The organism is Streptococcus sp. A12, from assembly GCF_905372335.1.
In the GTDB taxonomy this organism is placed as follows: domain Bacteria; phylum Bacillota; class Bacilli; order Lactobacillales; family Streptococcaceae; genus Streptococcus.
Genome location: NZ_CAJPOU010000007.1, coordinates 1 through 17,226, shown reverse-complemented (window position 1 = coordinate 17,226; position 17,226 = coordinate 1). Strand labels below are relative to the sequence as shown.

Annotated in this window: 24 protein-coding genes and 1 pseudogene; 8 read left to right on the top strand and 17 right to left on the bottom strand. The window is 42.0% G+C overall.

The genetic code is table 11. The features are described from left to right. Positions 1-30 precede the first annotated feature (30 nt). The 7 genes from QZ158_RS01825 to QZ158_RS01795 form a co-directional block, all read right to left on the bottom strand. Positions 31-735 carry a GNAT family protein gene (locus tag QZ158_RS01825; protein WP_293873897.1) on the bottom strand — a complete coding sequence of 235 codons (705 nt, stop codon included), beginning with the start codon at positions 733-735 and terminating at the stop codon, positions 31-33. Beyond that, positions 732-1,052 carry a V-type ATP synthase subunit F gene (locus tag QZ158_RS01820; RefSeq protein ID WP_048717121.1) on the bottom strand — a complete coding sequence of 107 codons (321 nt, stop codon included), beginning with the start codon at positions 1,050-1,052 and terminating at the stop codon, positions 732-734. Before QZ158_RS01820 ends, QZ158_RS01825 begins: the two co-directional genes overlap by 4 nt. Beyond that, the gene (locus QZ158_RS01815; protein WP_293873889.1) at positions 1,042-2,052 is read right to left on the bottom strand and encodes a V-type ATPase subunit; all 1,011 of its coding nucleotides are present in this window, start codon (positions 2,050-2,052) and stop codon (positions 1,042-1,044) included. Before QZ158_RS01815 ends, QZ158_RS01820 begins: the two co-directional genes overlap by 11 nt. An 8-nt stretch (positions 2,053-2,060) precedes the next feature. Next, entirely contained in the window at positions 2,061-2,651 is a 591-nt protein-coding gene (locus QZ158_RS01810; RefSeq protein ID WP_293873886.1) for a hypothetical protein, read from the bottom strand. Positions 2,652-2,736: 85 nt separating this feature from the next. After that, on the bottom strand, positions 2,737-3,216 hold the full coding sequence (locus QZ158_RS01805; protein ID WP_023024938.1) for a V-type ATP synthase subunit K: 480 nt from the start codon (positions 3,214-3,216) through the stop codon (positions 2,737-2,739). Between the two features lie 41 nt (positions 3,217-3,257). Then, positions 3,258-5,207, bottom strand: a complete 1,950-nt coding sequence (locus tag QZ158_RS01800) for a V-type ATP synthase subunit I (protein ID WP_293873877.1) — start codon at positions 5,205-5,207, stop codon at positions 3,258-3,260. Beyond that, positions 5,197-5,520, bottom strand: a complete 324-nt coding sequence (locus QZ158_RS01795; protein WP_129270542.1) for a hypothetical protein — start codon at positions 5,518-5,520, stop codon at positions 5,197-5,199. The genes QZ158_RS01800 and QZ158_RS01795 overlap by 11 nt, the downstream gene beginning before the upstream one ends. 267 nt (positions 5,521-5,787) lie before the next feature. On the opposite strand from QZ158_RS01795, the gene QZ158_RS01790 reads away from it, so the two are divergent. After that, entirely contained in the window at positions 5,788-6,627 is an 840-nt protein-coding gene (locus QZ158_RS01790; protein WP_293873866.1) for a MurR/RpiR family transcriptional regulator, read from the top strand. Between the two features lie 372 nt (positions 6,628-6,999). On the opposite strand, the gene QZ158_RS01785 is transcribed toward QZ158_RS01790, so the two are convergent. From QZ158_RS01785 to QZ158_RS01750, 8 genes are all read right to left on the bottom strand, one after another. Then, positions 7,000-7,893 (bottom strand): ROK family protein, encoded by an 894-nt coding sequence (locus QZ158_RS01785; protein WP_293873863.1) that lies wholly within the window; start codon positions 7,891-7,893, stop codon positions 7,000-7,002. A 30-nt stretch (positions 7,894-7,923) separates the two neighbouring features. Further along, positions 7,924-8,841, bottom strand: coding sequence for a dihydrodipicolinate synthase family protein (locus QZ158_RS01780; RefSeq protein ID WP_293873860.1), 918 nt, complete (start codon positions 8,839-8,841; stop codon positions 7,924-7,926). Positions 8,842-8,873: 32 nt separating this feature from the next. Further along, a complete protein-coding gene (locus QZ158_RS01775) occupies positions 8,874-9,980 on the bottom strand; it encodes a Gfo/Idh/MocA family oxidoreductase (RefSeq protein ID WP_293873857.1) in 1,107 nt (368 codons plus the stop codon). A 25-nt stretch (positions 9,981-10,005) separates the two neighbouring features. Beyond that, positions 10,006-10,839, bottom strand: a complete 834-nt coding sequence (locus tag QZ158_RS01770; RefSeq protein WP_048687910.1) for a carbohydrate ABC transporter permease — start codon at positions 10,837-10,839, stop codon at positions 10,006-10,008. Further along, complete coding sequence (locus tag QZ158_RS01765; protein WP_006595263.1) at positions 10,839-11,723, bottom strand: carbohydrate ABC transporter permease; 885 nt, start codon at positions 11,721-11,723, stop codon at positions 10,839-10,841. The genes QZ158_RS01770 and QZ158_RS01765 overlap by 1 nt, the downstream gene beginning before the upstream one ends. 53 nt (positions 11,724-11,776) lie before the next feature. After that, the gene (locus QZ158_RS01760; RefSeq protein ID WP_293873852.1) at positions 11,777-13,126 is read right to left on the bottom strand and encodes an extracellular solute-binding protein; all 1,350 of its coding nucleotides are present in this window, start codon (positions 13,124-13,126) and stop codon (positions 11,777-11,779) included. 112 nt (positions 13,127-13,238) lie between these two features. After that, positions 13,239-13,691 carry a YhcH/YjgK/YiaL family protein gene (locus tag QZ158_RS01755; protein WP_045760113.1) on the bottom strand — a complete coding sequence of 151 codons (453 nt, stop codon included), beginning with the start codon at positions 13,689-13,691 and terminating at the stop codon, positions 13,239-13,241. Between the two features lie 161 nt (positions 13,692-13,852). Next, positions 13,853-14,551 (bottom strand): N-acetylmannosamine-6-phosphate 2-epimerase, encoded by a 699-nt coding sequence (locus tag QZ158_RS01750; RefSeq protein ID WP_293873843.1) that lies wholly within the window; start codon positions 14,549-14,551, stop codon positions 13,853-13,855. 533 nt (positions 14,552-15,084) lie between these two features. On the opposite strand from QZ158_RS01750, the gene QZ158_RS01745 reads away from it, so the two are divergent. The 7 genes from QZ158_RS01745 to QZ158_RS01715 are packed head-to-tail and all read left to right on the top strand — an operon-like array spanning position 15,085 to position 16,263. Beyond that, positions 15,085-15,213 (top strand): hypothetical protein, encoded by a 129-nt coding sequence (locus QZ158_RS01745; protein WP_293873840.1) that lies wholly within the window; start codon positions 15,085-15,087, stop codon positions 15,211-15,213. 33 nt (positions 15,214-15,246) lie between these two features. Further along, a complete protein-coding gene (locus QZ158_RS01740) occupies positions 15,247-15,393 on the top strand; it encodes a class IIb bacteriocin, lactobin A/cerein 7B family (RefSeq protein WP_293873837.1) in 147 nt (48 codons plus the stop codon). A gap of 5 nt (positions 15,394-15,398) precedes the next feature. Beyond that, positions 15,399-15,569 carry a hypothetical protein gene (locus QZ158_RS01735; RefSeq protein ID WP_293873834.1) on the top strand — a complete coding sequence of 57 codons (171 nt, stop codon included), beginning with the start codon at positions 15,399-15,401 and terminating at the stop codon, positions 15,567-15,569. Then, positions 15,570-15,722: a bacteriocin gene (locus tag QZ158_RS01730; protein WP_293873831.1), complete on the top strand. Its 153-nt coding sequence runs from the start codon at positions 15,570-15,572 to the stop codon at positions 15,720-15,722. Positions 15,723-15,736: 14 nt separating this feature from the next. Next, the gene (locus QZ158_RS01725) at positions 15,737-15,907 is read left to right on the top strand and encodes a hypothetical protein (protein WP_270296898.1); all 171 of its coding nucleotides are present in this window, start codon (positions 15,737-15,739) and stop codon (positions 15,905-15,907) included. 11 nt (positions 15,908-15,918) lie between these two features. Further along, on the top strand, positions 15,919-16,086 hold the full coding sequence (locus QZ158_RS01720; RefSeq protein WP_023024913.1) for a hypothetical protein: 168 nt from the start codon (positions 15,919-15,921) through the stop codon (positions 16,084-16,086). A 12-nt stretch (positions 16,087-16,098) separates the two neighbouring features. Continuing rightward, positions 16,099-16,263: a hypothetical protein gene (locus QZ158_RS01715; RefSeq protein WP_185761541.1), complete on the top strand. Its 165-nt coding sequence runs from the start codon at positions 16,099-16,101 to the stop codon at positions 16,261-16,263. 155 nt (positions 16,264-16,418) lie between these two features. On the opposite strand, the gene QZ158_RS01710 is transcribed toward QZ158_RS01715, so the two are convergent. Together QZ158_RS01710 and QZ158_RS01705 are read right to left on the bottom strand one after the other, a co-directional pair. Then, complete coding sequence (locus QZ158_RS01710; RefSeq protein ID WP_293873815.1) at positions 16,419-16,805, bottom strand: ABC transporter permease; 387 nt, start codon at positions 16,803-16,805, stop codon at positions 16,419-16,421. 170 nt (positions 16,806-16,975) lie between these two features. Then, a pseudogene (locus QZ158_RS01705) lies at positions 16,976-17,226 on the bottom strand (alcohol dehydrogenase); the annotation flags it as partial.

Sequence of the window (17,226 nt, the reverse complement as noted above, 5' to 3'; positions counted from 1 at the left end):
TTCCTCCTGGGAATCCTTTGTTTCTTTGTTTTACTTTTGTGCTATCTCTCTTAGAGCTTGCCTTTGTTGGCCATTGGCATCGAAATTGCTTGGATCCAACCAAGCTTCGAAGCGCTGTTTAATAGCTGGCCATTCTTGGTCAATGATGGACAACCAGTCTGTATCACGGGTACGACCTTTATAAACAACAGCCTGACGGAAACAGCCTTCATAGGTGAACCCTAAGCGCTCAGCTGCTTTGCGAGATGCTTGGTTTAGGGCATCACATTTCCATTCATAGCGGCGGTAGCCTAAATCTTCAAACACGTAGCGCGCTAAGAGATACTGGGCTTCTGTAGCCATGCGTGTTTTTTGGAGCGCTGGTGAGTAAGTCACTGCTCCGACTTCGATCACTCGGTTAGCTTGATCGATCCGCATGAGAGAGAAAGTCCCCAAAGCCTTGCCTGAATCTTTGTCTACAATCGCATAGTAAAAGCGACCTTGATCTGTCATGAGATCATCCAATAAGCGGTCCCACTCCTCTTCATTGCGGGCAGGGCCTTTGAATAGAAAGGTCCACATCACTGCTGGAGAGTCCGGCCCGTAGACCTGATAAAGATCTGCTCCGTGTTTTTCTTTTGAGAGGCGCTCGATCACGGTATAGCGACCTTCGATCCGCTCAATAGCTGGCAGACGCCCCGGAGTAAAATCCGGCAGTGCATCGCCAATCGCTTGGCCAAATTCATTTGTTCTCATAAAATATCCTGTCCTACTGCCTTTTCGACATTGTCCCGAATTCGCTGCCGCCCCAGTCCAGTCGTTCCCTTATGAGTAGGGATCAAGATGACGGCTGGGGTTACTTGGCGATCATAGTGGGCAATGGTATCTGGGATTTCCTGAGCCATATCCTCCGTCAGATAGATGATGCCAAAATCTTCTTGGCTCAAGTGACGTAAGGTATTGATGGTTTCCTGAGCCTCTGCTACAGGAAAGGTCTGAAAGCCAATCATTTGAAAAGGAAGGATGGCATCACGGTTTCCCACAACGGCAATTTTTTGCGTTTTACTGGCCATAGATTGGTCTCATCCTTTCTTTTATTTTGTCAATCGGGAGCTGATTATCCAGACCCGTCAAGACCAAACGAAGGTTCTTCACCTCCAGCTCTTTTCCAAAGAGATAGCGAGCTAAAGGCAAGGGCCCGTCTATCTCAAAGGAAGCTTGTTCCAATATTCGGTACTTAAGCACATGCTCCAGGTATTCCACTGTCTCGGCGGTTACTCTGCCAGATCGCATCTGTTCTTCGTACTGTGTCAATTCCACATCATAAGGCAAGGGATTGACTTGTTGGAACCAACTGATGAGGTTGCCCTGCTCGACACACTGGATGACTTCTCTTGCTGAGAAGGTCCCTGCATCGGACAAGAGTTGCTTCATAAAGCTGTTCGGCTTTTTCAAACTGAGGGCTCGTTCAACTGTGATGACATTGTAACAATCAATGGTCAAGGTGACCAAGGATTTTAAAAGTGGATGGTCCAGATCTTTCGCCAAGCGTTTGAGATGATCAAAGTAAGCCAAATCCATGCCGATCTCCAGAACCCGAATATCCTGATAGTCGACATATTCCTGCCAGGTTGCTGCGACTTCTTGAGCCATAAACTCTGGGCAGTTCTCTGAAGAAAAGGTCTTGGCTACTTGTTCAAGAACTGCTAAGGAATAGGGACCTGCATCCAATAATAGGAAGTTCAAATCCCGCCCCGTTGCTCGCTCTTTCAAGAAGACCTTGAGATTGTGATAGGTGTACTTGAGGGCGAAGAGGTCGACTACCGCAGGGTTCGGAGCTACCTGATAAGCCCAATCGTACTCTGCTAGAAGGTGCTTCATCAAGGCTTGCTCGACCACTTGGACTTGACGCAGTTGATCTGCCTCCAAGGCATAGGCCGTCCCTTGCAAGAGATTAGCACGCGCTTCTGCATCGGAGCTGTTCAGAAGGGCATCAAACTGAGCCGGGCTCAAAAAACTAGCTTCACGTACACTAATCCCGGTATTTACTTGAGAATACGTCCGTTCACTCATAGACCCTCCTAGTTTTTCTCTTCTTTAAAAATGCTAGCTGCCATATGGAAGCTTTGCTCCTCCCGCACAGCATCAACCAAATCACGGTAGAGGTAGCTGGCATCCACTTTGCCAAAGGAAAGGACAAAACCAGCCTCTTGGGCAAGTGTTTCTTTCGCTAATTGAAGCTGTGGATAGGCCTCTAGCAAATCCTGACGATCTTGATCTGTCAATTTTTCTGCCGTCACAGCACCAAACGTTAAGACCATTGCTTGATCTGCATAGCGAGGAAGAACGCGATGCAGAAATGCGAGCTCTTCTTGGCGTGACCAAGTCGCCATTTTCTGGTAGGCATCCGCAAACAACTCTTTTAAGACCCGTTGCTTGGTGACCAATGTTGATTGGCGCTTTTGATTTTCTATTTGTTGGCTTTCACGTTGCAAGCGGCGCTCAATGGTCTGCAATTGAACCGCCCGTTGGTGTAGCTTTTCTTCTACCAAACGAGCTTCCTGCAACTGGGCTTCTGCTTGGACCTTAGCCGTTGCTTCCGCCACTAATTTCCGGCCTTTTTCATGGGCCTGTTCAAGGATGGAATCCTTTAATTGGGAATAATCCGTCATTGTTTTTATTTCCTCCTTTGGAGTTCTTCGCCACCGATAATAGACGAAGAGAACATTCCTCTTCTTTGACTGAGGTGTGTCTAGATTAGCCGACGCGAAGAGTCAAAAGGAAGGACACAACGAAGGCCAAGATGGCATAGGTTTCAACCATGGCCGCAAGGATAACCCCTTTCATCATGTCTTCAGGGCGTTTTGCCAAGATTTGCATCCCAGCAGTTGCGACATTTCCTTGGTGTTTTGCTGAGAAATAGCCGACGATCGCTACTGGAAGGGCTGTGAAGAAGTAAGCAACTCCTGTTTCAAGAGCCATATCTGGTTTAATTTGCAACCAGATCAAGATCCCGATAACGAAACCGTACAAACCTTGTGTACCTGGCAACAATTGCAAGATCAAGGCTTGGGCAAATTTTTCTGGTTGTTCTTTCAAGAGTGCGGCAGCTGCCTGACCAGTCTTACCAACACCGAGGGCTGAACCCATTCCACTAAGAGCCACTGCAATGGCTACACCAAGTGCTGCAAAGAAGGCACCCCCATGGGTTGAGAAATATGAAGCTAAAGATTCCATGAATATACTCCTATAAAATTTTTTATGATTGATTTACTGAATTATTTTTTCGTTTTGACATAGCGTTCCGACGGTTTTAGAGGTCGGAAGGGCTTGCCACCACCCTCGTAGAACTTGCCAAAGAACTCGACAAAGATCAAACGTGCTCCATGCACATAGCCTGATAAAAAGGACAGGAACATGTTGATGGCATGAAGGAGGACAAAGAGGACAAGGCCGACGGTGAATCGTCCCAGGGTTGGGAAGAGATTGACAATCAGGTTAAAGGCCGACCCGATGCTGGCCCCTGATAAACCAAGCGCCATCAAACGAGTAAAGCTGACCAAGTCTCCGACATAGCCACTGACGTTGTAAAGATTAAAGAGACCTGCTGCAAGTCCTGATAATTTCTTTGCACTGACAATAGACACGACCAAAATGCCAATCGCATTGAGAATGGCTAGCCACTGGCCAATGGGGACTAGATAGGATAAACCTGGTAGGATGTTTCCGACCGCTAAGAGCATCAAGCCCAATAAAATCAAGACCCAGGCAAAGCCTGCATTGTAGGCTTCCGTATAGTCTTTCAGGCGAACGTTTTTCATTCCACCTAGGAAGAGACCGACCAAAACGGTGATGAAACCAAAGACAACCGATAGGATCAAGATAGTCATGGCATTGGTCGTCGTACTGATCAAAGCAAATGGCATCTCAAAGCCGAAGAAGGAACCATAGACGACTCCCCAAAGGGCTACCGAGATTCCTAAAAGGCAGAAAAAGCGAAGGTTTTTTGCTGCGCTCGGCTGAAGCTGGAAGGCCTTTAGAGCAAAGCCAGTTGCCAATGTCAACAAGAGACCATAGCCGATATCTGCTACCATCATGCCGAAGAAAACAAAGTAGAAGAGAGAGACGATTGGGGTCGGATCTTTCTCGTAATACTTGGGCAAAGCATACATCTCTGTCACTAACTCGAAGGGCTCCACCAAGGCATTGTTTTTCAGCTTGATGGGCACCTGGTCCCATTCTTCTTGAGCGACTTCTCGCGTCTGCAAGACGACTTGGTTCCCAAATTCCTTTTGAAGTTTGGCTTTTAAAGCATCGAGTTGAGCAGTTTCAATCCATCCCTCTAGGGCAACCAAATGGGCTGTACTGGCAAGAGAGCCTTTGGCCTCTTCCCTAGCTCCTAGACTCAAGACATAATCGAGTTGGTACTTGAGCTGGTTGAGGTCTTCCTTGGCTTGACTGAGCGTTTCCAACGTAGCTGCTTCGACAGCACCTTGTTCTTTGATCTCTCTCTTGAGTTGCTCCAAACGTTCTTTTGGTAGCGTTTCTCCTTGATAGTCAAACTCTTTGAAATGCGAACTGGTCAGCATATCTTGAAGGTCTGTTAAATCCCCAGACTTATACAAGACTACTACCCCATGCTCCGTTTCCGAGCTGAAGACCACATCAACTTCTACATCTGGATGAGCCAGTAAGGCTTGTCGCGCCTGATCCTGTTCACTATTCGGAATGGTACCGATTAAGCCACGAACATAACGGAAACGCTTGAGCTGGTCAGGTGTTGTCGTCAAGGTAGCCCATTTTTCTAAAGAGGCGATTTCCTCTTGGGCTTGCTGGATGCGATCCCGAGCCTTTGCTAAGACAGCCAATTGTTTTTGTACGGATTGTAAAAGACGTTGCTCATCACGGATGACCCCATGAGACTCTAAATCGTGAAAAGACAAGGACAAGGGAGCTTCTTTTAGTTTTTCTAATCCCTTCTTCTGGGGAATAAAAGGCTCCAGGGCCTGTATGGCCTTTTCTAACTGCTCTTCCCGACGTCTTAGTTCATCCATTCTTAGAGCTGATCCTTTGGACCCATCACTCGTCTGAAAAGCAACTTGCCAATCCTCTTGCTCGCTCAAATCATAAATTTGGACCGACTCCTCTGACTGGAGAGACAAGAGAAGCTCGTCCATTAGATTTGTGGGCAAGACCAGAGAAAGGTGTTGCATTGGACTAATTGCCATAGGTTGCTACCACCTTTTCTACAATTTCGTCTACCAAAGCTGCGCGCTTATCTGTCATAGCTTGCTGCACCTTTTCGTCATTGCGTTGACTGGTCACTGCCAGGTCTGCTTCCAAGCTAGCAATCGTCGCTTTCGAGGACTCTTCCCGCTCTGCGACTAGCTTAGCGGTCTCTTTGTCATAGGATGCTGCTACCTCCTGTAGGTGATCACCTAGCTGTTGGCGCAAATTTTGGACCTGATCCTCGTAACTTGCGACAACGGCTTCTGCCGCCATTTCAATCTCTTGCATCATTTCGAGAGTTGCGTTGGCCATCACTCCACCTCCTTACCTCTTCCTTTACGAGAAGGAACAAATTCTTGTGTAAATTATAACATATTTCATCAACTTTTTTCAGCATCTTTCCTTTGTTTCCAGAGGTTATTTTTATAACAAAATTGTTTCAAAAAAGATGTGGATTCTGTTCCTTCTTTCAGTCGTTCACTGGTCGTATTCCTTGTATATCACAGCTTTTTATGTTATACTGTGAAATATATTATAGGATTTTCTCCAGGTGTAACAACAGTTGAAAGGAGGACCGCTGTGAAACAAGATCATGATCTCAGAAGCATTATTAAGAGCCATCAAGAAGAAATGACGGAGCTAGAGTTAGACATTGCCCGCTATTTTTTATCTCCTGAAGCGCAGCAACACTCTCTTTCCTCGTCTAGAGTGACGGAACTTTTGCATGTATCAAAAGCTGCTTTGACCCGTTTTTCCCAAAAGTGTGGCTTCACAGGCTACCGTGAATTTATATATCACTTTAACGAAGAAACCAAATCTCAAAAGCAACAATCCCTGCACGACGAATTAACCCAAGATGTCTTGCGTCGCTACCAGCAGGTCCTTCAGGCTACAGAAACCCTAGCAAAAGATGACCAAATCAAAGAAGTCGCCAACTTAATCACTCAAGCAGATCGGGTCTACTTCTTTGGAAAAGGAAGCTCAGGGCTAGTCGCCTCCGAGATGAAACTTCGCTTCCTTCGACTGGGCGTTGTTTGCGAGGCCCTAACCGATCAAGACGGCTTTGCATGGACGACCAGTATCTTGGATAAATCCTGCCTGGTCATTGCCTTCTCTCTATCGGGAACTACCCGCTCGATTATCCACAGCCTTCTGGATGCTAAAGAAATGGGGGCAAAAACCGTTCTTCTTACTGCTCAACCAGACGCTATCAAAGATGACTTTACGGAAATTTTACCAGTTGCTCCCCTACCTGGAAGCACCTATATCGACCGTATTACGGCAACCCTTCCCTTCTTAACCACGATTGATTTAATCTATGCTCACTTTCTCGAAATGGATCGGGAACGTAAAGAAAGAATTTTCAATAGCTATTGGGAAAACAAAAAACTCAACGGCTACGATTCACGTAGACGCTAGTCTTCTGATTTATCACCAGGAGCTGAGAATTCTTTTCTCTGCAACATGGTTTTTCTTTTCAATAGAAAATACTTACTGCTTAGGTGAGCGTTTCAGATTGAAATAAAGTCTTCTAAAAAATTTTCCTTAGGTGAGTACGGACGTCAGCGAACTTCGAAGAAGTTCCATGACTTAGTTTTGGACCTAAGGTTCCAAAACTCCCGAGTTCCTGAAACACTTGTGTTTCAGGAACTTTTCTCACAGCGGAAAGTTTTTTCATCTTCTTAAATGACTATAAATATAAGTCATTTTTTGAAAATTATCTAGCCGTTTTATGTAAAACAATAGTTTGTCTACATTCAAAAAATGCTCACCTAAGTGGTGAGCATTTTTTTAATTCCGTCTGGCTTGTTGTTGTTTGAAATGGTAGTAAGCTCCTATCATCCCTGCCGTATTTTGATGATGCGCAAACTCCAATTGCGTCTTGTCCGCTAGGCTTGGAACGAGGGAGTCTTTGAGGGCAGCTGAAATTTTTGGTTTCAAAATGGCTTCCTGTCCCATGACTCCACCACCAAGAATGACTACTTGAGGATTGACAACATAACAGATATTGGCAAGCCCCTTGCCCAGGTAATCAACCATGCGATCAATTCCTGCCATACAGATGGTATTTCCTTGAGTCGCCTCCTTAAAAATGCGACGACCACTCCATTGTTCAACAGGATCCCCATGCTGCTTGGCAACATATTCAACCAAAGCCGTCGTCGAGGCCAAATCTTGGAAGGCCCCATCTTGAAGATGAAGGTAACCTACCTCGCAGGCAGAATTGCTAAAGCCATGGAAAATCTCCCCATTGATCAAGAGACAGCCACCAATGCCAGTACCGACCGTTAAACAGACGGCAACCTGAGCACCCTGACCATTCCCTGACATCACTTCTGCTAAACCAGCACAGTTGACATCATTTTCAATTTCGCAGGGGATTTGATAGGTCTCTTCAATTTCTTTTTTGAACTGAGTTCCTGCATAATTAGGAATCTGAGGGCCTGCATAAAAGATTTCCCCCTTATCGGGGTCAACCATGCCAGCTGACGAAATACAGACTCCAAGGATGGTATTTTCTTCGAGGTAAGATTCTACTAAAGCTTTGGTTTTCCCTAGAATCCCAGGGCCTCCTTTTTCAGCTTCTGTCGGCATTTCATGCGACTCAATCAAATTCTCTGCTTCATCAATCAGACCATATTTGATATTGGTCCCACCGATATCAATCGCTAGGTAATAGGCCATACACCTCTCCTTTCCGATTTACACTCTTTTTTAAAGGAAACGTTCCTTGACTTCACGGATTAAGCTAGCTGCTTTTTGAACCACTTCCTGGTCTCCTTCAGTTACTGGACTTAATGGACTCCGAACAGATCCCAGTTCTAGACCTTCATTGATCCGCAAGACTTCTTTAATGACACCATACATGTTTCCATGAGCAGACGTCAAGACTCCGATAATGCCATTGATGGCAAATTGCAAGGCACGCGCTGTTTCCAAGTCTTTCTCAGCAATCAGCTGATTGAGTTTCAAGAAGAGCTCCGGCATAGCACCATAGGTGCCCCCAATACCAGCTCCTGCTCCCATAAGACGGCCACCTAAGAATTGTTCATCTGGACCATTAAAGACGATATGGTCATCGCCTCCCAAAGAAGCAAAGGTCTGGATATCCTGAACAGGCATAGAGGAATTCTTCACCCCAATCACCCGTGGATTTTTCAACATTTCTGTATACAGACTCGGTGTCAGAGCTGCCCCTGCTAATTGCGGGATGTTGTAGATGACAAAGTCTGTGTTTGGTGCTGCTGCGCTGATTTCATTCCAGTAGTGGGCCACGCTGTATTCTGGCAAGCGGAAATAAATTGGCGGAATGGCCGCAATGGCATCTACTCCTAGCTCTTCTGCATGTCGTGCCAATTCCACGCTGTCCTTGGTATTGTTGCAAGCCACGTGAGCGATGATGGTCAATTTTCCTTTAGCCACTGCCATGACTTCTTCTAAGACCAGCTTGCGATCGGCTACGCTCTGGTAGATACATTCTCCGGAAGATCCGTTGACATACAAGCCCTGCACACCTTTCGCGATAAAATATTCTACCAGCACACGTACCCGCTCCGGGCTAATTTCTCCTTGGTCATCATAGCAGGCATAAAAAGCCGGGATGACTCCTTCATATTTTTTTAAATCTGACATTCTTTTCTCCTTTTGTCGTATCAGTAATGTTATTAACCCATGATCTCTGATAATTTAACCTTTCGGTCCTCATTAATGGAACGAGTACAAGCATCAGCAGACGCAATTGCTTCTAGCGCTGCTTCTCCGGTTAATAGTTTTTCAAATTCTTTTGATACAGGAGCACCATTCATTATGTCATGAAGATATTTCATTTCTTTATCAATAACAGATGAAAGCCACAATGGAGTTCGTTTCCCTGGTTTACCATAGGCAATGGCACCATCCATCTCAGTGCTATGGTAAATTCTTGTACGGTCATCATCCTCTTCCTGAGATTCATGAATTAAGAAATAAGTTTCTTTTCCGTCTACTTTTAGAGTACCTTTACAATTAAATAGATCTAATTTTATAGCACCCTTTGTTCCCTGGATCAAGACATAGTGTTCTCCCCAACGATAGGCAGAGCCCCATTCAAGCAAGGCAAATCGCTTACCAGGGAATTCCATATTAACAAAAATCATGTCATCTTCATCACCAAAGTTTTCTCCTTGGTGAGCTACATTTCCACCTGTCATCGTAACTGTTTCTGGAATACCTCCCATTAAAAATTGAACGCAATCCAACTCATGGATATGGTGGTAAAGATGGCCTCCTGATTTTTCACGAATTTTTTTCCATGAAATGGATGGTTGTTGTTCTTCCCAGCCATTTCTAGCTGTATGACAGTACAAAACGTCCCCAATAACACCTTGATTGATCAATTCCTTAGCATGATGGACACCATTAAAGAAATTCATAATGTGACCAGCCATGAAAATCACACCATTTTCTTTACATGTTTTTACCATCTCTTTACAATCTTCATATGATAAAGCAATCGGTTTTTCACAAAATACATTTTTTCCATTCTGAGCAGCTTTAATAACAGGTTCTTTATGCAGATTATTAGGAGAGGCAACGATCACACAGTCTACATCATCACTTTGAACCAATTCATCCAGTGACGAAGCCACTCGTGCTCCTAATTCTTCTGCTACAGCTTCTGCATTTTCTGGATCATACACAACTGTAATTACTGCACCGTCATTTTCTTTCATATATCTTGCTAATTCAGCACCAAAGTATCCTGTGCCAACAACACCATAATTTACAACCATTGTTTTTCTCCTGTTTCTATTTTTACTATTTTACGGATCCTTCAGAAAGACCACTTGCAATTTTATTTTGGATAATTGAGAAGAAGATGATTGAAGGCAGTACCACAATTACAGAGGCTGCCATCATATCTCCCCAATCTAGAATCTCCGAACCGTTTAATGAACGCAAAGCCACCGCAACCGTCATCTTACTTGTATCATTGATCAAGATCAATGCATAAAGAAATTCATTCCAAGCATTGATAAAGGTATAGATGGCTGTGGCCACAATCCCTGGTGCAACAATTGGTAACACCACTTTATAAAAGGTAACAAATTTATTTGCGCCATCTATTTTCGCTGCTTCCTCGATTCCAATTGGAACTGTTTGGAAGAACCCTACTAACAACCACACTGCATAAGGGACACTAAACGAAAGATAAACAATCATTAAACCAATTAAACTATTGGTTAATCCAACTTTTGCAACGGCAATAGAATAAGGAATTGCCAACAAGATCGGAGGGAAGATATAGGTAATTACTAGCAACCGAGACATGATCGCCCCTAATTTTGGAAAGAAGCGAACAATCCCGTAAGCAGCCATTGCAGAAATGATAATAGCGATGACAGTTGTCGTTAATGCGATTAATAAGCTATTTTTTATATTATCTATAAAATGTAGGTCATTAATAACATGCGTAAAATAATCGAGAGTAAACTGTTTAGGCCAAAATCTTGTTGGGAACTGGGTTAATTCACCTTTTCCTTTTACAGAAGATAAAAGGATCCAAATTAAAGGAAAAATTGCGATAATAGTTGAAATAACTAAAACAACATGTGAGCCAATATCAAGGAGTACATTTGTTCTTCTCTTCATCATTTTCTACCCTCCTTCTCCCATTTACTAATTACTCCAAAGTAAATGAAACATACTGCCAACAAGAAAATAAATAGCAAGACTGTTACCGCTGAGGCACGCCCAAGAAGTTTTGTTCCCCAACCGAGATTATATGCGAATATTGGCAATGTTGTTGTTGCGTTTGAAGGGCCACCACCGGTAATCAGATAAATAATATCAAAGTTATTAAAGATCCATACTGTTCTCAGTACAACAAGTAATCCGACTACTACTTTAATGTGAGGTAAAATAACAAATCTAAAAACTTGCCAACTGGAAGCTCCATCAATCCTAGCGGCTTCAAACTGTTCCTCTGGAACCGTTTGTAAGGCAGATAGAACATTGACCATGATCATAGGGGCACCGAACCAAATATTAATAAATACTAAACAGATAAAGGCCCAGGTACTTTCTGTCAAAAATCCAGGTACATGATTCATCAGTCCTAATTTCACAATCAAGTTAGGTAGATAACCATATACCCCGTTTAAAATCCATTGCCAAGAAAAGGCAATGACAATTGTTGGGAATGCCCAAGGAACAATCAATAATGTCCTATATAGCTTCTTAAAACGTCTAACTCTATGCAATGCAAGTGCTAACACAAAACCAACAAGCACTTGCCCCAAAAGAGAAAAGACTGTCCATTTAAGGGAATTAAAAAAAGCATTGTAGAAATTAGGATCCGATAAAACTGCTTTATAATTTGCTAATCCTACAAATTTATACCGTGGCATGATCAAATGTTTGTTTGTAAAGCTAAAATAGATGCTGGAGAAAAATGGGTAAACAAATAATAGTCCAACAATAATAATAGCAGGTAACACAAACACCCATCGAGTCAAATTTCTATTTTTGACCATATGCTTATTCCTCTCTAAAAACAGAGGCCACATTATTGTAGCCTCTGCTATTATTATTTAACATCAACTGCTACAGTTTCGAATAAATCGTTCAATTGTTTTTCTGCATCCTTGGCAGCCTCCATTGGATCTTTACCATTTGTAATAATATCTTGGAACATTTGTTCAATGATATGTTGGTTAGTTAACATTCCAGCTTGAACACTTGGACCATTTTCATATCCAATAGCTGTACCTTTTTCTGCTGCTTTTGTAATAACTTCTTCTGCATGTTGGAATTTCTTGCGGATGTCATTATCTTTATAGGAAGGAACATCACTAATTCCTTTGATGGCAGGCAACATTCCAACAGGAGTTGAATCTAAGAAATTAATGTAATCTTCCTTTTCATACAAAGATTCTAAGAATGCCTTCGCTACTTCTGGATGTTTGGAATTCTTCCAAACTACCAATGGAATATTAGAAGTTTCAATACCATAATCTTTATCTGATTCTTTCACCTTTGGAATAGGGTAGGCATCAATTGCATCAATCAATTGAGGGCTATTTGCTTGGATACCACCGACATGGAATCCTGAGTTAAAGTCAAATGCTGTCTTTCCTTGATAAAACAAAGTGGCTTGTTGCAAGACATTAAAGTTAAGTGAATCTTTTGGAGAAAATTCCTTGTACATCTTCACCCAATATTTAATTCCATCTTGAGCCAGTTTGCTTGTCAAGTCAGCTTTCATATCTTTTGTCAAAAGACTTCCACCACCACTTCGTACATAGAAATTCAAGAAGCGTGTCCCCATCATATCATTTGTCCCGAAAGGTACAGACACTCCATAAACTCCATTTTCTTTTAATTTTTTGGAAGCCTCATACAATTGATCCCATGTTTTTGGAACTTCAATATTATATTGTTTCAATAAATCGGTGCGAACCCACATTACTTGAGCATGTGAGTACAAAGGAATGGAATAAAAATTGCCATCAACCTTCGCTTCATCTAATGCTGTTTTATTAAATTTATCTTCTCCTATTTTTTTAACGGTATCATTCAATGGAACCAAAGCATCTGAATTGACCATTTCCATGACCTGATTCGGCAATGCAGTGCTAATATCCGGAACATTCCCATTCGCTAACCCTGTCGTCCATTTTGTATAAAAGTCATTCCACGAGAAGGTTTCAATTTTAATTTTAACCTTTGGATGTTTCTTCATAAATTCATCAGCTGATTTTTGAATACTTTCCAAGCGCGGTCCTTGTGTAAAGGAATGCCAAATTACAATTTCTCCAGATAATTCTCCAGATTTATTACTTCCTTCTGCAGTATCTTTCGAAGATGAACATGCAGTGACAAACAATGCGAATAACGCGAGAACCAAAGCGAAAAGAATTTTCTTACTATTTTTCATTGTTTTCCTCTTTCTATTTTAAATACAAAATATGTAATCAGTGCTTTGAAGCCGTAACTTCTCCGAAAAACTAACTATATCGCTTATCTCCTCCATTTTCTATTTGACATATCTAATCAATCGCAATTTTGAATAGATACTTTCTGACTATTTCTTCCTGACCTGAATAGCCATTTGGTTGGTGAGGTTCACCAGGGAAGAAGACTGCAAAATTATGATAGCCCAAATGAAGTGGATAGAATTTTTCACAATGAACAAAGCCAATATCACTTGCTTCATCAAATGGAATAGCTTCATCTAGGATACGGGAACCGTAGCTAGAAAATTCATGTCCTTCAACTAATAAATGAAGGTCGGCATAACGGCGATGATGTTCAAAGCGATCATTTTCATCTTTGTTAAGGGTGTTTTCTTGGACAACGAGAAAGACCTTGTCACCGTCGATATCATATCTCCCTAGCTCAAAAGAATCTTTCCGGTGTTCATAGAGAAAATCAATCGCTTGATCCAGATTAGGATGAATCCCTTTGTACAATTTTATGTTTATTAAATCATCAAATATCATCTATTTCTCCTTTTACACTAGATTTATGTTGCAGAAAGTTAAGCAAATATGACTTCCTTCTTGAAATCTTCATCGTTATCCTTCACTGAAACATTCTCATTAAATGAATTCGACTAGTCTCTATTGGGCCTCCTCCTCCTTCAATCTTCTGTTTTGTTTTCTCAATTTAAGGCTGCGACAAAGCGCTCAGTGATCTCTTTTGGTCGGGTAATAGCGCCACCTACGACGATACCGCGCACCCCGAGATCATGGATTTTCTTAGCCTGATCAGGATAGTGGATCTTACCTTCTGCGATGACATCCACTCCTGATTGGCAGAGGCTATGGATCAGTTCAAAATCGGGTCCATCGACCTTTGGACTGTAGTCTGTATATCCAGATAAGGTCGTTCCGACAAAGTCTACTCCCGCTTCAACAGCCGTCAATCCTTCTTCCAAGGTCGAGATATCGGCCATCAAGAGCTGATCGGGATATTTTTCTTTGACTCGATGGATAAAGTCACTAATCGAAAGACCATCATGACGGGGACGTTTGGTACAATCCAGAGCAATAACCGCGATATCTAATACGGCCAACTCATCGACTTCTTTCATGGTAGCCGTGATAAAGGGTTCTTCCGGTGGGTAGTCACGCTTGATAATCCCAATGATCGGTAACTTGGTCACTTCCTTGATTTCCTTGATATCCCGGACACTATTGGCTCGGATCCCGACAGCTCCACCCTGCTCAGCCGCTCTAACTAAGAGAGGAATGACTCCTCCTGTTTCTGTATAAAGCGGTTCGTGAGGGAGGGCCTGACAAGAAACAATGATGCCATCTTTGATTTGTTCAATCAGTTCATCTTTTGTAATCTTTGACATAACTCCTTCTCCTTTGATACTAAGGCAACTCGAGTACTTGTAAATTGATTATAATCTATTTTTAAAGCGCTTACAATATTATTCTTGCAATTGGATTATAGTTTCACATTTTGGGAAAAATAAAAAGATCTCTAAAACTAGTTTCAGAGATGCAAACATTCTAAAACTTTTTAAGAAATTTTATCCATTTCCAGATTTTTATACGAATAGTATAAGTGACCAAACAAAAAGAAAGGAGGACAACAGATGTACTATACTCCCATTATCATCCCATGGTTTTTGTATTACTTCTTCCGTAAATAAATAAGGAAAGGGAATACCGAACATGAAAAAGAATACACAATTTTTTATTCTATTACTATTCTTATCACTGATCATCCTGTAAGGAAATATCATGAAAACAAGGAAAAATAAAAAATGGCACTCATCATACTCGCTAGCATTCTAGCACCCGTTTTGATGTATGGCATCTATCAAGTAGGCTACGAGCTAGGAAAACACTAGCCAATGTGCTCTAACAGAAAGGAAATATCATGAAAACAATTGATAAAAAGTTTTCAAAACTAAACGACGCTGAACTAGAAGAATGTACTGGAGGTTTCCTCCCTTTCATCTTGATTCCTCTTGGACTTTTGGCTTTAAGTAGTTGCCAAAGAAAGTAATAACAGACAATACATTAGAAAAGGAGATAGTTTATGACACAAACAAATCAACTGATTGACAATCAATTCGCTACTCTGACGGATGAAGAGTTAACTCATGTCAACGGCGGGGTGGCTCCCTTCATCGTCTACGGAGGATGCATCATCACCGGTCTAGCCCTAGGTTGGCTTTTGGGATAAGGATTATGAAACAACATGTACACACCATTCTATTTGCGATCATCATCACTTTAACGATTTTGCACGATGCACATCTGATTGCATTTCAACCGCAGATTAATTTAGCCATTGCAGCTACAATCTATTTGGCAGTCGATACTGCCCTAAAACAAGTAAAACATAAAAAGGAAAACTAAATGACAACAGAATTCACACAAAACTTTGTAACCTTGACGGAAGATGAACTGGTTGATGTTGGTGGTGGAGCAGTAATTTCAGCAACAATCTGCGTCTCACTATTCGCTCTATCCTATACAATTGGCAAAGATATCAAAAAGAAATTCTTCTAAAAGGAGGCATTTCTATGATTTCTCTGCCCTTTATCACCCTCATCCTTTTGACAGGATACTGCATTCTTGATAAAAAAGCACCCAAACAGGTAGAAGGGTACTTTCCTAAATTTGCTATTGCCTTCATGGTCACTTTCACCATTCTCAACGAGGCAATTGATTTACTCTACACGATCTTACATTAAGGAGGACACCTATGGATACAAGCATTCATTATACTTGCCTAACGGAAGCTGAACTGGCCACCATTGATGGAGGAGCCTCCGTCTTTGACTCGGCAAAATTCATCGTTCAAACATGGAATATTTTATACAATTCTGGACGTGATTTTGGCCGTAGTATCATCAATGGCATCATGCACTAGAAAGGAGCAAGCATGAAACTCGAAGAAACACGTTTTAGAAGCTTGTCCGAGCAGGAACTCAGCCATGTAGATGGTGGATCCGTCTGGATCACTGTCGGACTGATCGCAACTCCCCTACTCATGGGAACCTTCGCTGGTGCCTTTGACGAATACGCTCGCAAACGAGGCAAACAGTAACACTTCTTTATCATCTCACTAAACAGTACAAAAAATCCCAGCTTTTAAAAAAGCTAGGATTTTTTCGTTTGAACGAAGCAAGCCCTTTTTCTATTCTCCCTCTTCATCATCGAGGAGAGAGATCCCAAATAAATGTCTTCTAGAACTTTCGTGCACTAGGCCGTTTTTTGAATCGGTTTTTCCTTTACGACAAACACAAAGCCAATAGAGCCGACGAATGCCCCAAGCAAGATCCAATAAACTATATCCGTTGAAGTGAACGGACCTTCTAAGAGACCAGCCAATAAAAAGAGATCAATATACAGTCTGGTGTCACGATAAAAGTCCCAATTGAAATGGTAGCTACCTACTGGATGCTGGCGAATGGACACCTGCGGTTGAAAGACCTGAAGAAGAATCAAAATCCCTACAAAAGCAAGATAAGCAAGGCTAACAACCGAAATCGGATCCTGTGTCATCATAGCTACAGCCACTAAAAGTAAGACCAAGAGCCAGAAATGAAAGTCCAACCAGAACTCACGATGATAATGGAACATTTTCATAAGATCACACCTTTCTATTTATGTTATATTTCTAATCATATTATAGTACGTTTTATTAGGAGTAGCAAGTAAATAGATGTGACAAGAACAACTACTACATCTGTTAAAAAGGACAGGAACATGAAACTGTTCCTGTCCTTTTTGTTTCAGCATCAAACGATTGAGCCTTCTTAGCTGAGGTCGTTATCAATAATGACTTTCAAGGCATTGTTTTCGCCAGCATGTTTGAAGATTTCATATGCCTTTTCTGCTTCTGACAGTTTGAAATGATGGGTCACCAACTTCGTCGCATCAATCTTACCAGATTTCAAGACGTTAAGAAGCATTTCAGTTGTATTGGCATTGACCAAACCAGTATTGAGCGTGATGTTCTTGATCCAAAGGTCATCAAGATTGAAGCTAACTGGCTTCCCATGCACTC

What these genes read in the sequence shown, in the direction of transcription:
- QZ158_RS01750 (WP_293873843.1), bottom strand. Translation starts at nt 14,551, where the DNA reads ATGTCAAAGATTACAAAAGATGAACTGATTGAACAAATCAAAGATGGC.
- QZ158_RS01825 (WP_293873897.1), bottom strand. Translation starts at nt 735, where the DNA reads ATGAGAACAAATGAATTTGGCCAAGCGATTGGCGATGCACTGCCGGAT.
- QZ158_RS01775 (WP_293873857.1), bottom strand. Translation starts at nt 9,980, where the DNA reads ATGGTTGTAAATTATGGTGTTGTTGGCACAGGATACTTTGGTGCTGAA.
- QZ158_RS01780 (WP_293873860.1), bottom strand. Translation starts at nt 8,841, where the DNA reads ATGTCAGATTTAAAAAAATATGAAGGAGTCATCCCGGCTTTTTATGCC.
- QZ158_RS01725 (WP_270296898.1), top strand. Translation starts at nt 15,737, where the DNA reads ATGATTTCTCTGCCCTTTATCACCCTCATCCTTTTGACAGGATACTGC.
- QZ158_RS01760 (WP_293873852.1), bottom strand. Translation starts at nt 13,126, where the DNA reads ATGAAAAATAGTAAGAAAATTCTTTTCGCTTTGGTTCTCGCGTTATTC.
- QZ158_RS01765 (WP_006595263.1), bottom strand. Translation starts at nt 11,723, where the DNA reads ATGGTCAAAAATAGAAATTTGACTCGATGGGTGTTTGTGTTACCTGCT.
- QZ158_RS01745 (WP_293873840.1), top strand. Translation starts at nt 15,085, where the DNA reads ATGAAAACAATTGATAAAAAGTTTTCAAAACTAAACGACGCTGAACTA.
- QZ158_RS01820 (WP_048717121.1), bottom strand. Translation starts at nt 1,052, where the DNA reads ATGGCCAGTAAAACGCAAAAAATTGCCGTTGTGGGAAACCGTGATGCC.
- QZ158_RS01710 (WP_293873815.1), bottom strand. Translation starts at nt 16,805, where the DNA reads ATGAAAATGTTCCATTATCATCGTGAGTTCTGGTTGGACTTTCATTTC.
- QZ158_RS01755 (WP_045760113.1), bottom strand. Translation starts at nt 13,691, where the DNA reads ATGATATTTGATGATTTAATAAACATAAAATTGTACAAAGGGATTCAT.
- QZ158_RS01815 (WP_293873889.1), bottom strand. Translation starts at nt 2,052, where the DNA reads ATGAGTGAACGGACGTATTCTCAAGTAAATACCGGGATTAGTGTACGT.
- QZ158_RS01730 (WP_293873831.1), top strand. Translation starts at nt 15,570, where the DNA reads ATGACAACAGAATTCACACAAAACTTTGTAACCTTGACGGAAGATGAA.
- QZ158_RS01800 (WP_293873877.1), bottom strand. Translation starts at nt 5,207, where the DNA reads ATGGCAATTAGTCCAATGCAACACCTTTCTCTGGTCTTGCCCACAAAT.
- QZ158_RS01720 (WP_023024913.1), top strand. Translation starts at nt 15,919, where the DNA reads ATGGATACAAGCATTCATTATACTTGCCTAACGGAAGCTGAACTGGCC.
- QZ158_RS01785 (WP_293873863.1), bottom strand. Translation starts at nt 7,893, where the DNA reads ATGGCCTATTACCTAGCGATTGATATCGGTGGGACCAATATCAAATAT.
- QZ158_RS01715 (WP_185761541.1), top strand. Translation starts at nt 16,099, where the DNA reads ATGAAACTCGAAGAAACACGTTTTAGAAGCTTGTCCGAGCAGGAACTC.
- QZ158_RS01770 (WP_048687910.1), bottom strand. Translation starts at nt 10,839, where the DNA reads ATGAAGAGAAGAACAAATGTACTCCTTGATATTGGCTCACATGTTGTT.
- QZ158_RS01795 (WP_129270542.1), bottom strand. Translation starts at nt 5,520, where the DNA reads ATGGCCAACGCAACTCTCGAAATGATGCAAGAGATTGAAATGGCGGCA.
- QZ158_RS01805 (WP_023024938.1), bottom strand. Translation starts at nt 3,216, where the DNA reads ATGGAATCTTTAGCTTCATATTTCTCAACCCATGGGGGTGCCTTCTTT.
- QZ158_RS01735 (WP_293873834.1), top strand. Translation starts at nt 15,399, where the DNA reads ATGAAACAACATGTACACACCATTCTATTTGCGATCATCATCACTTTA.
- QZ158_RS01740 (WP_293873837.1), top strand. Translation starts at nt 15,247, where the DNA reads ATGACACAAACAAATCAACTGATTGACAATCAATTCGCTACTCTGACG.
- QZ158_RS01810 (WP_293873886.1), bottom strand. Translation starts at nt 2,651, where the DNA reads ATGACGGATTATTCCCAATTAAAGGATTCCATCCTTGAACAGGCCCAT.